The organism is Exiguobacterium sp. s133 (assembly GCF_018618595.1).
Classification (GTDB): domain Bacteria; phylum Bacillota; class Bacilli; order Exiguobacteriales; family Exiguobacteriaceae; genus Exiguobacterium_A; species Exiguobacterium_A oxidotolerans.
The window spans coordinates 250,610-264,366 of sequence record NZ_JACSMK010000003.1 but is presented as its reverse complement, the minus strand read 5'-3'; the positions used below and the strand labels follow the sequence as shown (position 1 = coordinate 264,366).

At 50.1% G+C, this 13,757-nt stretch carries 12 protein-coding genes; 10 read left to right on the top strand and 2 right to left on the bottom strand.

Going from position 1 to position 13,757, the window contains the following annotated elements; genetic code table 11:
- The first annotated feature begins 105 nt into the window (after positions 1–105).
- The 9 genes from KNP96_RS06275 to KNP96_RS06235 all read left to right on the top strand — a co-directional run bounded on the left by KNP96_RS06275 (position 106) and on the right by KNP96_RS06235 (position 11,615).
- A complete protein-coding gene (locus KNP96_RS06275; protein ID WP_214769592.1) occupies positions 106–2,823 on the top strand; it encodes a bifunctional 2',3'-cyclic-nucleotide 2'-phosphodiesterase/3'-nucleotidase in 2,718 nt (905 codons plus the stop codon).
- 85 nt (positions 2,824–2,908) lie between these two features.
- The gene (locus KNP96_RS06270) at positions 2,909–3,424 is read left to right on the top strand and encodes a GrpB family protein (RefSeq protein ID WP_214769590.1); all 516 of its coding nucleotides are present in this window, start codon (positions 2,909–2,911) and stop codon (positions 3,422–3,424) included.
- Complete coding sequence (locus KNP96_RS06265) at positions 3,417–3,863, top strand: DinB family protein (protein WP_214769587.1); 447 nt, start codon at positions 3,417–3,419, stop codon at positions 3,861–3,863. Before KNP96_RS06270 ends, KNP96_RS06265 begins: the two co-directional genes overlap by 8 nt.
- 13 nt (positions 3,864–3,876) lie before the next feature.
- Positions 3,877–4,746: an alpha/beta fold hydrolase gene (locus tag KNP96_RS06260; RefSeq protein ID WP_214769584.1), complete on the top strand. Its 870-nt coding sequence runs from the start codon at positions 3,877–3,879 to the stop codon at positions 4,744–4,746.
- 110 nt (positions 4,747–4,856) lie between these two features.
- Complete coding sequence (locus KNP96_RS06255; protein WP_214765614.1) at positions 4,857–5,975, top strand: GTP-binding protein; 1,119 nt, start codon at positions 4,857–4,859, stop codon at positions 5,973–5,975.
- A 112-nt stretch (positions 5,976–6,087) separates the two neighbouring features.
- Complete coding sequence (locus KNP96_RS06250; protein WP_088836874.1) at positions 6,088–7,611, top strand: cardiolipin synthase; 1,524 nt, start codon at positions 6,088–6,090, stop codon at positions 7,609–7,611.
- 213 nt (positions 7,612–7,824) lie between these two features.
- Entirely contained in the window at positions 7,825–10,161 is a 2,337-nt protein-coding gene (locus tag KNP96_RS06245) for a glycoside hydrolase family 31 protein (RefSeq protein ID WP_251135738.1), read from the top strand.
- 277 nt (positions 10,162–10,438) lie between these two features.
- On the top strand, positions 10,439–11,341 hold the full coding sequence (locus tag KNP96_RS06240) for an acyl-ACP desaturase (RefSeq protein ID WP_088836876.1): 903 nt from the start codon (positions 10,439–10,441) through the stop codon (positions 11,339–11,341).
- A 13-nt stretch (positions 11,342–11,354) separates the two neighbouring features.
- A complete protein-coding gene (locus KNP96_RS06235) occupies positions 11,355–11,615 on the top strand; it encodes a hypothetical protein (protein WP_029333470.1) in 261 nt (86 codons plus the stop codon).
- Positions 11,616–11,732: 117 nt separating this feature from the next.
- On the opposite strand, the gene KNP96_RS06230 is transcribed toward KNP96_RS06235, so the two are convergent.
- Positions 11,733–12,314, bottom strand: a complete 582-nt coding sequence (locus tag KNP96_RS06230) for a DUF1643 domain-containing protein (RefSeq protein ID WP_029333471.1) — start codon at positions 12,312–12,314, stop codon at positions 11,733–11,735.
- Between the two features lie 13 nt (positions 12,315–12,327).
- Positions 12,328–13,011, bottom strand: a complete 684-nt coding sequence (locus tag KNP96_RS06225) for a lytic transglycosylase domain-containing protein (protein ID WP_029333472.1) — start codon at positions 13,009–13,011, stop codon at positions 12,328–12,330.
- A gap of 315 nt (positions 13,012–13,326) precedes the next feature.
- Between KNP96_RS06225 and KNP96_RS06220 the strand changes: the two genes are divergently transcribed.
- Positions 13,327–13,749, top strand: coding sequence for a hypothetical protein (locus tag KNP96_RS06220; RefSeq protein ID WP_088836877.1), 423 nt, complete (start codon positions 13,327–13,329; stop codon positions 13,747–13,749).
- Positions 13,750–13,757: the final 8 nt, after the last annotated feature.

Here is a 13,757-nt window from a genome sequence, read left to right as displayed (position 1 = left end):
AAGGTTAAATAAGACGGATGTCCGACCTATTCAAAGAGGCTATAAGCTACAATCAAAGCGTGTTAAATTAATTGAGCAGTCATTTATATCTTAGGGGGAAACCAGATGAAACAGGCTACAAAAATTATTATCGCTACCACGTTGATCGCACCGATGTTAGCACCCGTCATCCAAGTCAAAACACTCGCAGCAGATGACAGTGTCGTCAAACTACGTTTTCTAGAAACAACAGATTTACATACAAACTCGATGAATTATGATTACTTCAAAGACGCGCAAGATGAGTCGATCGGTCTCGTCAAAGCAGCGACAGTCATCAAACAGCAACAAAACGTCGTCGGCGAAACGAACAGCTTCCTGTTCGATAACGGGGACACACTCCAAGGCACGCCGTTCGGGGATTATGTCAAAAATCAGTACGATCAAGGCAACAAAGGCAAACACCCGATGTATGAATTAATGGAATACCTCGGTTACGACGCCGTCACGCTCGGTAACCATGAGTTCAACTTCGGACTCGACTTCCTGAAGTCAGCGATGAGTGCTTCAAGCGGTTCAATCAAGTTCGTCAACTCAAACGTCCTCGACGCCGTGACGAAACAACCAATCGTCGCGGAATACAATGAAGACGGAAAAGACTATCAAATCATTGAACGGCAAGTGATGGATCAAAACAATCAACCGAAAACAATCAAAGTCGGCGTCTTCGGTGTCGTCACACCACAAATCATGGCGTGGGACGCGGGGAACTTAACCGGTAAAGTGACGGCGGAAGCCATCATCCCGGTCGCTAAAGCGACGGCGAAAAAACTAAAAGACGCTGGTGCAGACGTCGTCGTTGCGTTGGCCCACTCCGGAATCGGGGATACGATCGACCAAAAAGACGGCGATGAGAACGTCGGGTATGCGTTATCGAAGCTGGCTGACATCGATGTCTTGATGACCGGTCACCAGCACGGAAAATTCCCGGCAGCTGACTCGGCATTCAATAAGTTACCGAACGTCGATGCCGAAAAAGGGCTGATTAACGGAAAACCGGTCGTCATGGCGAACACGCAAGGGAAAAATGTCGGTGTCATCGATCTGCAATTAAAACAAGTCGACGGCAAGTGGACGATCGATACGTCATCTGCGAAGCTCGCTGACGTCACGAAAGAGACGGTCGCGGACGCCGGTGCGGTCAAACTGATCGAGAAGTCGCATCAAGGAACACTCGACTATATCCGTCAGGAAGTCGGAACGATCAACGACGATATCCAAAGTTTCTTTGCACTCGTCCAGGATGACGATTCCGTCCAGTTCGTCACGAACGCTCAAAAATGGTACGTCGAAAAACAGTTAAAAGACAATGCGGAACTCGCGAAATATAAAGATTTGCCACTCTTATCTGCCGGTGCACCCTTCAAAACAGGCGGACGGAATCAAGTCAATGCGGCAGACTACACGTTGATTAAAAAAGGCCCGATCGCACTGAAAAACGTCGCTGATCTATATGTCTATCCGAACACGCTTGAAGTCGTCAAGGTGACGGGCAAAGACGTCAAAAACTGGCTCGAGATGTCGGCCGGTCAATTCAATGAAGTATCAGGCGAACAAACCGATTTATTGAACAAGGATTTCCGCAGCTACAACTTCGATATCCTCGACGGATTGACGTATGAAATCGACATTACGAAACCGGCGAAGTATGACTACAACGGCGTCGTCGTCAACGCGGATGCCAGTCGTGTCCAAGACATCAAGTACGAAGGCAAGGAAATCACGGATGAGCAGGAATTCCTCGTCGCGACAAACAACTACCGTGCAGGCAGTGCGTCGTTCCCGGGTCTTGGTGGCGGAAAAAACATCGTCTACAAGTCAGCGTACGAAACACGGAACGTCATCTCAGACTTCATCCAAGCCAAGCAGCCGGTCGACTATAAGGCCGATGCGAACTGGTCGCTTGTTGCCAGTAAACCGATGACGGTCAACTTCGATTCAGCGGAAGCGGCAGCAGCATATACGAAACGTTACGAAGGTATCACGAATACAGGCGTGACACGTGCCGGTGAAACGGGAACGTTCCTGAAGTTCGAAATGAACGTGCCGATGAAAAACTTTAATGTTAACGTTGCAACCGTCAAACCGGGAGCGAAAGTCGTCACAGGAACAGCTGTTGCCGGAGCGAAGATTACCGTCAAACTCGGATCAACAGTTCTCGGAACGGCGACTGCTGACGAAACAGGAAAGTATGCGGTAACGGTTCGTCCGGTCAAGCTCCGTGACAAACTGACGGTCGTCTCGGAACTCGGATTCATGAAAAAATCAGCAACCGTCACGGTCGGAACAGGCTTCGTCGCGACACCGGCGATCGATAAAAAATCAGCCGTCTACGGTTCGACGGTCTTGACGGGTAAAGCGACAGCAGGACTTGATGTCACGCTGTACAAAGGGTCGACAAAAATTGCCAAAGCAAAAACGACAGCGAGCGGCTTTAAGATTCCAGTCAAAAACGGTTTGACGACAGGGACATACACGGTCAAATCGACGGATATCTCGCACAAAGTCACGAAAAAAGCATCATTCACGATTAAAAACACCTACCCGGTCAAAAAATGGACAGGTAAAAAGACGTTGACGGGCAAAGTCGAAAAACGTCAAATCGTCCGTCTGTTCGAAAAAACGAGCAGCGGCTATCGATTGATTGCCCAGGATGTCGCCGACAACCACGGCAACTACGTCCTGAAAATGCGGACGGGTCTTGCGACAGGTTCGTACAAGATGAATGTCTACACGGCATCGGATCGTCTCGATCAATCCCGTTACTTCATCACGAAAAAATAACCGAACGAAAACGACCTCGCACGCTTGAGGTCGTTTTGTTTTGCTTAAAGAACTGGCATACTAAATAACAAAGGAGAGGATTGGTATGAGACAAGTCATCGTTACACCGTATCAAGAGGTATGGGCAGAAATGTTTGAAACGGAAGCGGCACAACTGCGGGCGATTTTCGGGCAACGGTTGCGTGGCATCCATCATATCGGCAGTACATCGGTCGCGGGACTGTCGGCAAAACCGATCATCGACATCTTACCGGTCGTCGATACGCTGGGTGAGATTGAGTCGTTCGACACGGCGATGGAAGCACTCGGTTACGAAGTCATGGGCGAGTTCGGCATGCCGGGACGGCGTTACTACCGCAAGGGCGGCGATGCGCGGACGCATCACATCCATCTCTATGCGGACGGCAGTCCGGAAATCAGGCGTCATGTCGTCTTTCGCGATTACTTACGGCAGCATCCGCAAGAAGCGACAGCTTACAGCGACATCAAGGAACAACTGGCGAAGCAGCATCCGGTCGACATCAGTGCCTACATCGCCGGTAAGGATGCGTTCGTCAAGGAAATGGAACACCGGGCGCTCACGTGGTGGTCCCGTGGATGAGTGGCAACAGGCGTTACAACGGCACGTCGCCGTTGGTGTCCGGACGACAAGCCGATTGATGGAACGGATTCGACAGGACGATTGGCAGAAGCGACCGATTGCGGGGAAGCGGTCCGTATATGAAGTCGCCGCCCATCTTGCCGTGTTGCTCGAAGCGGATTTGCGGATTGCGACCGGCGCGACGGCAGAGGAGATGGCGCAGTTTTATGCGATCCCGGTGCTGACCGGTCAGCTTGTCGACCGCTTGGACCAGTCATGGCAGTATTATCAAGACCGGCTGGCGGGTGATTTTGCGACGGAACCGACCTACTGGGGCGTCAGAGACAGTTCGTCCGGTTGGTTGGTGGAAGCAGCCGTCCACTTGTATCATCACCGGTCACAATTGTTTGATTACTTAAATCTGCTCGGGTACGATATCGAGCTGGCGTTATTTGAATAAGGGGGGGCTTAAAGTGGAACGGATTGTTGAGACGGTTGACGGACGGTTTGACACCCGCTTGACGGGAACGGGCGAAGTCACATTCATCCTTGATCACGGGATGATGTCGAACCACCACCAGTGGGGCTGGTTGCGCGGCGAGTTATTGCAGCTCGGACGCGTCTTTGAATATTCACGGCTCGGGTATGGCAAGTCCTCGCGCGGCAAAACGAAACGATTTTTTAGTCAACAGGCGGCTGAACTCGGACGCGTCCTGGATGTACTCACAATCGACGGACCGTTTCTGTTCATCGGTCATTCGCTCGGTGCCTATATCTCGCTCGAACTCGGGCGCCGTCGTCCGGACGAGACGGTTGGCATCGTCTTGCTCGATCCGTCACATCCGGAAGTTGATGTTGAACTGCCGGACTGGTATGAGCGGATGCAGGAAAAGTGGAACCGTTTTTTGTATGTCCTCAGTCATATCCGTCCTCTCGCCTGGTTGATTCCGGACAATCTCGGGGCGCGGATGTTCAAAAGCCTTCCGAAAGCGGACCGTGTCCCGCTGTGGCGACAGTTGAGCCGGACGCATCACTGGCGGGGCACGCTTGACGAGTGGGACACCATCGCACACAACAATCAGCAGATTTTGCAGCTCGTCCCGCACGTGACGCCGCCGGTTCTTGTATTGTCAGCTTCCGATTGGGCGGGCGGGATGCCTGAAAAATGGCTGAACAAAGATTTGACGAAACGGATCAATGCAGCTCATGAACGGTTTGCCGATAGTTTGCCGGATGCGAGATTCCATCTGATTGCGAATACGAACCATTACACGATTGCCGGTTTTTCAAAAGAGGCTGCCGAAAGAATCGTCCAGTTGATCCGGACGACGTTTTTTGAATGAACGGACGGTCGTTGTCCTGACTTTTTTTATTTTTCGGGACTTGACAGTCTAAATCGGAATCGTTACTATTTAAAACGTAATCATTACGATTTATAAAGGAGACGATTTACATGTCACGCATTCCGATCACGGTCCTGTCCGGTTATCTCGGTGCAGGAAAAACAACAGTCTTGAATCACTTATTACATAATCGGGCAGGGCGGAAGCTCGCCATCATCGTCAACGATATGAGTGAAGTCAATATCGATGCGGCATTGATTGAAAAGGCCGGCTTTTCACGGACGGAGGAGTCGTTCGTGACGTTATCGAACGGTTGCATCTGTTGTACGCTTCGTGATGATCTATTAGTTGAAGTCCGTCGCCTCGTCGACCAAGGTGATCTGGATGGCATCGTCATCGAATCAAGCGGGATCTCGGAACCGATTCCGGTTGCCCAAACGTTTACGTACGTCGATGAAGACAGCCGAATCGATTTGACGGACGCGACGAAAATCAATGCGATGGTGACGGTCATCGACGGGTACAGTTTCCTGAAAGATTTTGAGTCCGGCGAATCACTAATTGAACGGCAACAGGCAGTTGATGAACAGGACGTCCGGGAAGTCGTTGACTTGCTCGTCGACCAGGTCGAGTTTGCGGATATCCTTCTCTTGAACAAGGTGGACCGACTGACGGCGGAAGAACGTCTCGAAGTCATCCGTTATTTGAAAGCACTGAACCCGGTGGCGAAACTGATCGAGACGACCTACGGACAAGTCGACCCGGCAGCAATTCTTGACGTCGATTTATTTGATTTTGAGCAGGCGGCAGGAAGTGCCGGTTGGATCCGTGAGCTCAATGCCGAGGAACATGTCCCGGAGACGGAAGAATACGGGATTCAATCCTTTGTTTATCGGCGGGAGGTCCCGTTTCATCCGGAGCGCCTGCTTGCGTTGATTGAGACGTGGCCGGAAACAATCGTCCGAGCGAAAGGATTTTTGTTCCTCGCGACACGACCGGAAGTGGCACTCTTGTTTCATCAGGCAGGATATGCGTCGAATATGGAATACGCCGGACGGTTCGAGACGCAAGCGGATCGCCGGACGGAACTCGTCCTGATCGGGATCGGTTTGGATCAAAAACGGCTTGAAGCACAATTCGATGCCTGCCTCGTTCAGCGGGATGAAACTGATTGGGCCTCGCTCGCCGATCCGCTTCCGGGTCGCGCGATGTACGATGACGTTTTTTAAATTCAGGTCAACTTTTGAAGAAATCACATCTGTGGTTTCTTTTTTTGCTATATTTTTAAAGGGAACAGGGAAATGACGATAAGAGAGTATGTTTCATAGAGGGGGAAGTACAGTGCGCAATCGGGTTTTACAGTTCGCGCTCGTGTTTTTAGTCGCTGGAGGTATCATTTGGACATTGTATCAATTGGATTACCTCTATTTTGTATTAACGATTTCCGCGGTCGTCGTGCCGCTCGCCGTCATCATGATCATCTTCATCGAAAATCGGACGGCAGAATCGACGATTGCCTGGTTTCTAGTCTTAATCTTTTTACCGATTCTCGGGGTCATCATCTGGATGATGTTCGGTCGGAACCCGCGTCGCCGTCGCCGGAACCGCCGGTCGCATGATGAGCGGATGTTACTCAAACAAGCGACCCGGCCGGTCCGTTCGCTCGCCGTCAGTGAATTGCCGGCAAATCACCTGAAGCTCGCCAACACGATTCGAAACTTCGGTGGCGGTGGGGTCGATGTCCATACGGCAAGTAAAATTTTGACGAACGGAACGGAGACGTTCCCGGCGATTCTTGAGGCGATCCGGAGTGCGAAGCATCACGTCCACATCCAGTATTACATCTACCGCAACGATGAGACGGGGAAGGCGATCCGTGAAGCATTGATTGAACGGCTAGAAGCCGGGGTCGAAGTCCGCTTCATGTACGACGGGCTCGGCAGTTATATGCTCGGGGAAGGGTTTTTACGTCCGCTCCGTGACGCCGGAGCAAAAATCGCCGCGTATGATCCGATTTCGAGTCCCTTGTTCATCTTCACGGCGAACTTCCGGAATCACCGGAAAATCGTCGTCATCGACGGCAAAGTCGGCTTTACCGGTGGATTGAACGTCGGCGATGAATACGATGGTAAAAACAAGAAATTTGGATTTTGGCGCGATACGCACCTTCGACTCGAAGGGCGTGCCGTCAAGGAGTTGCAGGCGACGTTTTTGGATGACTGGATTTATGCGCATCTTGAAGGGACGGATACATGGGAGACGTTCGGTGGCGAGGACGGATTAGCACGCTACTTCCCGAAACATGACGCTGAGACGGACGGGGCGGTACAAGTCGTCACGAGTGGACCGACGTCAAAAGATCCGGCGATCCGTAATGCCCTGATTGCAGCAATCATCTCTGCCCAGCGCTCGATTTGGATTGCGACGCCCTATTTGATTCCGGACAATGAAACGATGACATTGCTGCGGCTTGCAGCACGGGCCGGGCTCGACGTCCGGATTTTGACGCCGGGACGAGGGGACAGCTTCACGTCGTATTACGGGACACGGTCTTATTTCGGACCCTTGCTCAAAGACGGAGTGAAAATTTATACGTATAACCGTCATTTCATCCATGCGAAAATCGTGTTGATTGATGGCAAGATCGGCGTCGTCGGGACGGCGAACATGGATATTCGCAGTTTCGTCCTCAACTACGAAATCATGGCGTTTCTCTATGATACAGAAAGTGCATCGAAGCTTGAGCGGGACTTCATCGATGACTTCGAAGTTTCGATTCAGTTGTCGTCCAATGATTATGTCAAGCGATCGCTTCGTTTCCGTCTGTTCGAGTCATTCTCGCGGTTGATTTCGCCCTTATTATAAAAAGCAGAGTTCGTAGTCCCGTCGATAATGCATTGGCGGGACTACTTTTTTTGAATAATGGATTAGTTGGAACTTGAAACGGGAACAAACAGTTTTATACACTTAGGGTGTACATCGGTTGCACTACTTACTTTTTGGAAGGAAGTGAAAAGGACGATTTCGTCCTGATCCCGTATGCGAACAATTGACGAATCCCATTTCTATACGCGAGACATGAAACCACTGGCACGACCGGAAGCGATCATTCAAGGAAATCATTACCGCTTCACGATTTTAACGAGTCGGATGATTCGGATGGAATACGCGGAGGATGGTCGCTTTGAGGACCGGCCGACGCAAACGGTCTGGAACCGCGATTTTCCCGTCCCGTCATTCCGAATTGTTGAAGACGATACGGAATTGCAAATTATCACGGAACATGTGCACCTCCACTATACGAAAGGTCCGTTCGCTGAGAATACGTTATATGTCGACGTGCTCGGGAACTTCAGTACGTACTACAGCCGCTATACATTCGGCGGACCGCTCCGGACGCTCAAAGGGACGGCGCGGACACTCGACCATGCGGACGGGGAGATTCCGCTCGAAGAAGGAATCATCTCCCGCCAAGGGTACGCGGCGATTGACGACTCGGCTTCGTTCGTCCTGACGGAAGATCATTTCGTCGAGCCGCGCCAAGACGGGGCAAAAGATATTTATTACTTCGGTTATGGTCATGACTACAAACAAGCGCTGAAAGACTTTTATCATTTAACAGGACCGACGCCGATGTTGCCGCGTCAAGTTCTCGGGAACTGGTGGAGCCGTTACTGGCGCTATAACGAAAAAGAATACAAAGACTTGATGACACGTTTCAAAAAAGAAGACGTCCCGTTTTCCGTCAGCGTCATCGACATGGATTGGCACGTGACCGACATTCCGGAAAAATACGGGAGCGGTTGGACCGGCTATACGTGGAACCGCGACTTGTTCCCCGACCCGCGAGGCTTCCTGAAATGGTTGAAGGATGATGACCGGATGGTGACGCTCAACCTGCACCCGGCGGACGGTGTTCGCGGGTTTGAAGAGGCCTATGAAGCGATGGCTGTCGCGATGGGACTTGATCCGGATACGGAAGACCGGATTCCGTTCGACTTCTCCGACAAGACGTTCATCGAGAACTACTTCACGAAACTGCATCACCCGCATGAAGCGGACGGCGTCGACTTTTGGTGGATCGACTGGCAACAGGGGGCGAACTCGAAGATTAAAGGGCTCGACCCGCTCTGGATGCTCAATCATTACCATGCGCTCGATATCGCCCGTGACGGCAATCGTCCGTTAATCTTCTCACGCTACGCAGGACCCGGCAGTCACCGTTATCCGGTCGGTTTCTCCGGTGACACGATCATCTCCTGGGCATCACTCAAGTTCCAGCCGTACTTCACGGCGACGGCGTCGAACATCGGCTACGGCTGGTGGAGTCACGATATCGGCGGACACCAGCGCGGTGAAAAAGATGATGAATTGTCGACGCGCTGGCTCCAATATGGCGTCTTCAGCCCGATCATGCGTTTGCACAGTACGATGAGCATCTTTAACGGGAAAGAACCGTGGCGGTATTCGGTCGAGGCGGAACAAGTCATGAAACGGTATTTACGGTTGCGTCATCAACTCGTCCCGTATATCTACACGATGAATGCCCGCAATCATTTTGACGGATTGCCGCTCGTCTCACCGATGTATTATGAGCATCCGGAAGACGAACTTGCTTATGCCGTCCCGAACCAGTATTATTTCGGAACGGAAATGATGGTCGCACCGATCGTCGAACCGATGAATCAGAAATTACACGTCGCGGCGACGACGGCGTGGTTGCCGGACGGGGAATGGTTCGATTTCTTCTCCGGTCACCGTTATACAGGCGGGAAACAAATGCGTCTGTTCCGAAAGCTTGACGAACAGGCGGTTCTCGCGAAAGCAGGCGCGATCATTCCGCTCGGTCGACACGTCGAGCACTCGAACGCCTTGCATAATCCGGAACACCTCGATGTTCACGTATTCCCTGGCGCCTCGAACCAATTCACGCTGTTTGAGGATGACAGTGTCGGTGTCGCCCACCGGGACGGGGAAAACGTCGAGACATCGTTCGAACTCGACTGGGTCGCCCGGACGATGACGATCGCAGCACCAATCGGAAAACAGGAACTGTTGCCTGAAAAACGGGTCATCACCGTGATTTTACGTGGTGTCAACGAAGGGTATATCGTCCGTGACGGAGAAACGTTACCGGGCGAATATGACCCGAAAAAACAATCGTTGACGGTTTCGCTCGGTGAAGTGACGGAAACGGTCACGTTATCGCTCCAAGTCGAAATGTCAACGAACGATAATCGGATGGAACGCTTATATGAGTTCCTCGATCAGGCGGAAATCGGCTACGACTTGAAGGACCGTCTCTATCGTCTGTTGACGCAACGTCTTGAGCCGATCAATTTGATGCATCAGCTCCAGGCACTGGATCTTGAGAAGGATCTCGTCGACTGTTTACTTGAATTGATGCTGTACTGACGCGAAAATGAACGACAGGATGAATAGTATTCAAATCATTTTAGCGATTTTTCTCAAGTGAGTCATAAGCCTGTATGCATGGATTTTTAAAAAATCTGTGAATGCAGGTTTTTTTTCTTGGATAGGACGGCGTCTCACTTTATAATGTCTACAGTAGCTAATACGACCTGCTCCTTAAAATGTTATAGCCATAAACAAGTTTGATTTAAATCATTATAATGGTTAAATACATTTAAATGGGTTAAGGTTAAAAAAACATCTTAAAGGAGACATGATCATGTTAAATTCAGATTTAGATATTCGTTTAGAACCGCGCATTCAAGAATTATATCGATTACATAAGGAACGCTCTGCACATATCGACTGGAGCTATCACGAATTCATTCCTTGGGACAAGGCGATGTCATTTAAACGGGTTCCTTGGGAGGAAAGTCAAGTCACGCTTCCGGAAGGTGTCATCGTTGCGGTGGAAACGGCCTTGCTGACAGAAGTGAATTTACCTTGGTACACGTCGCATTTGGATTACACCTTTAAAAACTCGATGGAGGTCATCAATGATTTCGTCCGTACGTGGACGGCGGAGGAAGATCAGCATTCGAGCTTACTCGAAACGTATTTACTCGTGACACGAAACGTCAATCCGACCCGGTTGCATCAATTAAGAAGACGCGTCGTTGAAAGTGGTTGGTTCCCGGACTTTACGAATCCTTTAGCAACAATGGCCTATACGTCGTTGCAGGAGCTTGCGACACTCGTTTTCTATAACAACGTCGCAAGAGTGGCAGGGGCGCATGACAAAGACTTGGCGACGCTGCTTCGCCGTTTGGCGAAAGACGAAGCCCTTCACTATGCGTTCTATCGCGATACGGTAAAGGCACACCTTGAGCTCGATCCGAACTTCATCGTGTTCTTTGAAGATGTCATCATTAACTTCTCGATGCCGGGTGCCGTCATGCCGGACTTTACCGAGCGCATGAAAACCATCGCCGTCGATACGAATTACGGACCACTCCAATACTTCGACCAAGTATTAGATGTCGTCGTGAAATACTGGGATATCGAGAACTTGGAACCGACGAGTGAAGAAGCCAAACAATCACAAGCGAACATCATGAAATATCATGGACGTCTAAAACGAATCAAAGAACGCCAATTAGGAAAAAGTAAGCAAGATGTCTGAAAAGGGGAGCGGAATGAACATGACGTGCGAAATATGTGGAAAAGAAACGAATAACCAAGTCAGTTATCTGGAACTGGAGACGTGGGAATTTAAATCTTTGAAGACAGATGAAAAAGACTTTCATGCGGTTTGTTACAGCTGTTTTGATAAGCATACGAACCAGTTCATCGACCAAGAAATGGATCTTGAATTGAGAAAAAAACGTTCGCAGATGGTGAATAAAGAAGTCGAAGCAGAAATCGAAGCTATTCTGGAAGTCGAAGTCGAAAAGTGATTCGAACCGCTTTACCGATGAGACAAGACAGCATCCAGACGTAAATGCTTTAATCGTCCTAAAAAAAGGTGTTCTCCCGTGTGTAAGAACCGGGAAGAACACCTTTTTGTTGACGCATTATTTACGCCGCAGTTTTTTCGCTTTTTGTTGCATCTCACGATACGTAATCATCGGACTGTCGTCGACGGTCAGACGCAAGTGGTTCGGTTCGCCTTTAGACGTGATGCCGGAGCAGTATAATATGTCGGCATATTCGTTGAATAAATCTTCGAATGCAGGCAAGTGGTGCATCAAGCGACCGGGGGAGCCCCATCCGCATAAGACAACTCCATTTTTGGCGCGGACTTGCTGTAACGTCTGTTCGACGAACTGGTAGTTGATTTCGTCATAGCTCGCCTGGGCGAACGGTAAATCTTCACTGACGAGTAAATCAGGCATCAAGCTGATGATATCGTATTGTTTGACGGGAGCACTGACGTGTTTCTTCATCAAGTTATACGCCCGTTGTGTCGTCGTCCCGGACAAGAAGGCGTCCGTCGTCCGCGGTGTATAAATCATCGCGGCGACGTGCGTCCCTTCCTCGATGTCGTCAAAGATGTAGCTTCGCAAATAACGTTTCGTCTTGTCTGCATCAAATGTCGTCTTGACGCGGATCGACGATTCCTCGATCTGAAGTGATGAAAGATCGGGTTGTGTCATGGTGGTGCCTCCTTTAATTGAGTAAACGTGAGCTGACGCGAAGAAGTAGGGCGAGTGTCTTTTGTTTGAAGTCGAGGTCGTTCGCATCAATCGTCTCGACTTGCTGTTGATAATTATCGTATTGTGCGAGGACGTCAACGACATATTGTTCACTGCGATTGTATTCAAACAGTGCGGACTCGAGCGTCTGGCGTTCAGATGTTTTCGTGACGTCATGCTGGTTGAGGTACTTCGCTGCCGTATGGGCGCTATCCGTCAGGTTCGTCGGATCGGCTTTGCCGTCCTGGTCAGCATCGACCCCAAGACCGCCATACTTTTCAATTGCTTCCGGATCCGTCAAATCAATCCCGTCGTGCTCGATGTCACCAAGCGACGTACCACCTTCATATCCCCAACCGACCCATGTTTTCGGCATGAATTGGAATGGACCGATGGCGCCGACGGACGACTGCATCGCGGAAGAGTTCGAAAAAATCGTCTCGACCCGATGGATTGCTGCTAACAGCTTCCAATCGATTTCATAACGGTCACCGGCTTGTTCGTAGATGTCGATGTTCTCGGCAGGGACGCCGTATTGCCCGTAATAGGTACGATACAATTCATTTTGGACACGTTCCCGATTCTGCCAGTAGACGAAGCTGCCGGCGATGAGGACGAACAGTACGAACAAGATGCTAACTCGTAAAAACTTTCGCATAATGTTCTCTCCTCTTTCGATGATTCCACTGAATGGTATCACATTTTTAGTGGAGCTAGTAGCTATTTCTTTACGGGACGGATGGTGTCGCAGGATTCGATCATTTTTTGCCGATTTGCGTCCAGGCGGTTAAAAAAAGCAAGACGCGGGGAATGTTGTTAATTACTGCCATCGTCAACAGCGGAAAAGTTTGTTAGACTGAACGTCAGACGAAGGCATCGTTCAGTTTCATTAGTTTGTCACTTGCACGAAAGGTCAATCGGCTTGTAGAATAAGAGAGTAAACGCTTACACATCAAAGGAGATGGACGAAACCATGCGAACGATCACTTCTACTGGCGAACGAAAGAAAACGAGTTGGATTTTGAACATCGGTAGTCAGCCAAAGTTAAAGACGGACGGAGTGATTGAAACGTCGATGGATCATGAGCGACGCATCCTCTTTCAGCAATGGTCGATTCCGACGACGGAGACGTTAATTTTTCGGTTTAAGCAACAATTCCCGAACCATCTCTGCGAGAACGGGTATGATGTGTATGGAGCGGCTGCTTTTGATGAGCAGGTCGTAGAACTGATTTCGAATTGGTTCGTCGAACTCGTCACGGTCCTGACGGCGATTCAACGGACGAAAGGGATTCATCATGTTCATATTAAAGGCGGCGTCGCGAAACGAACGGACTTTTTACCGACGATCCGCAGAACGTGTCGGGCCCTCGAGTCGACGCTCGACATCACTTAATTTCAAAA

Excerpts from the sequence above, each read along its gene's own strand:
- KNP96_RS06275 (WP_214769592.1), top strand. The coding sequence starts at position 106 with ATGAAACAGGCTACAAAAATTATTATCGCTACCACGTTGATCGCACCG.
- KNP96_RS06270 (WP_214769590.1), top strand. The coding sequence starts at position 2,909 with ATGAGACAAGTCATCGTTACACCGTATCAAGAGGTATGGGCAGAAATG.
- KNP96_RS06255 (WP_214765614.1), top strand. The coding sequence starts at position 4,857 with ATGTCACGCATTCCGATCACGGTCCTGTCCGGTTATCTCGGTGCAGGA.
- KNP96_RS06245 (WP_251135738.1), top strand. The coding sequence starts at position 7,825 with ATGAAACCACTGGCACGACCGGAAGCGATCATTCAAGGAAATCATTAC.
- KNP96_RS06240 (WP_088836876.1), top strand. The coding sequence starts at position 10,439 with ATGTTAAATTCAGATTTAGATATTCGTTTAGAACCGCGCATTCAAGAA.
- KNP96_RS06235 (WP_029333470.1), top strand. The coding sequence starts at position 11,355 with ATGAACATGACGTGCGAAATATGTGGAAAAGAAACGAATAACCAAGTC.
- KNP96_RS06230 (WP_029333471.1), bottom strand. The coding sequence starts at position 12,314 with ATGACACAACCCGATCTTTCATCACTTCAGATCGAGGAATCGTCGATC.
- KNP96_RS06225 (WP_029333472.1), bottom strand. The coding sequence starts at position 13,011 with ATGCGAAAGTTTTTACGAGTTAGCATCTTGTTCGTACTGTTCGTCCTC.
- KNP96_RS06220 (WP_088836877.1), top strand. The coding sequence starts at position 13,327 with ATGCGAACGATCACTTCTACTGGCGAACGAAAGAAAACGAGTTGGATT.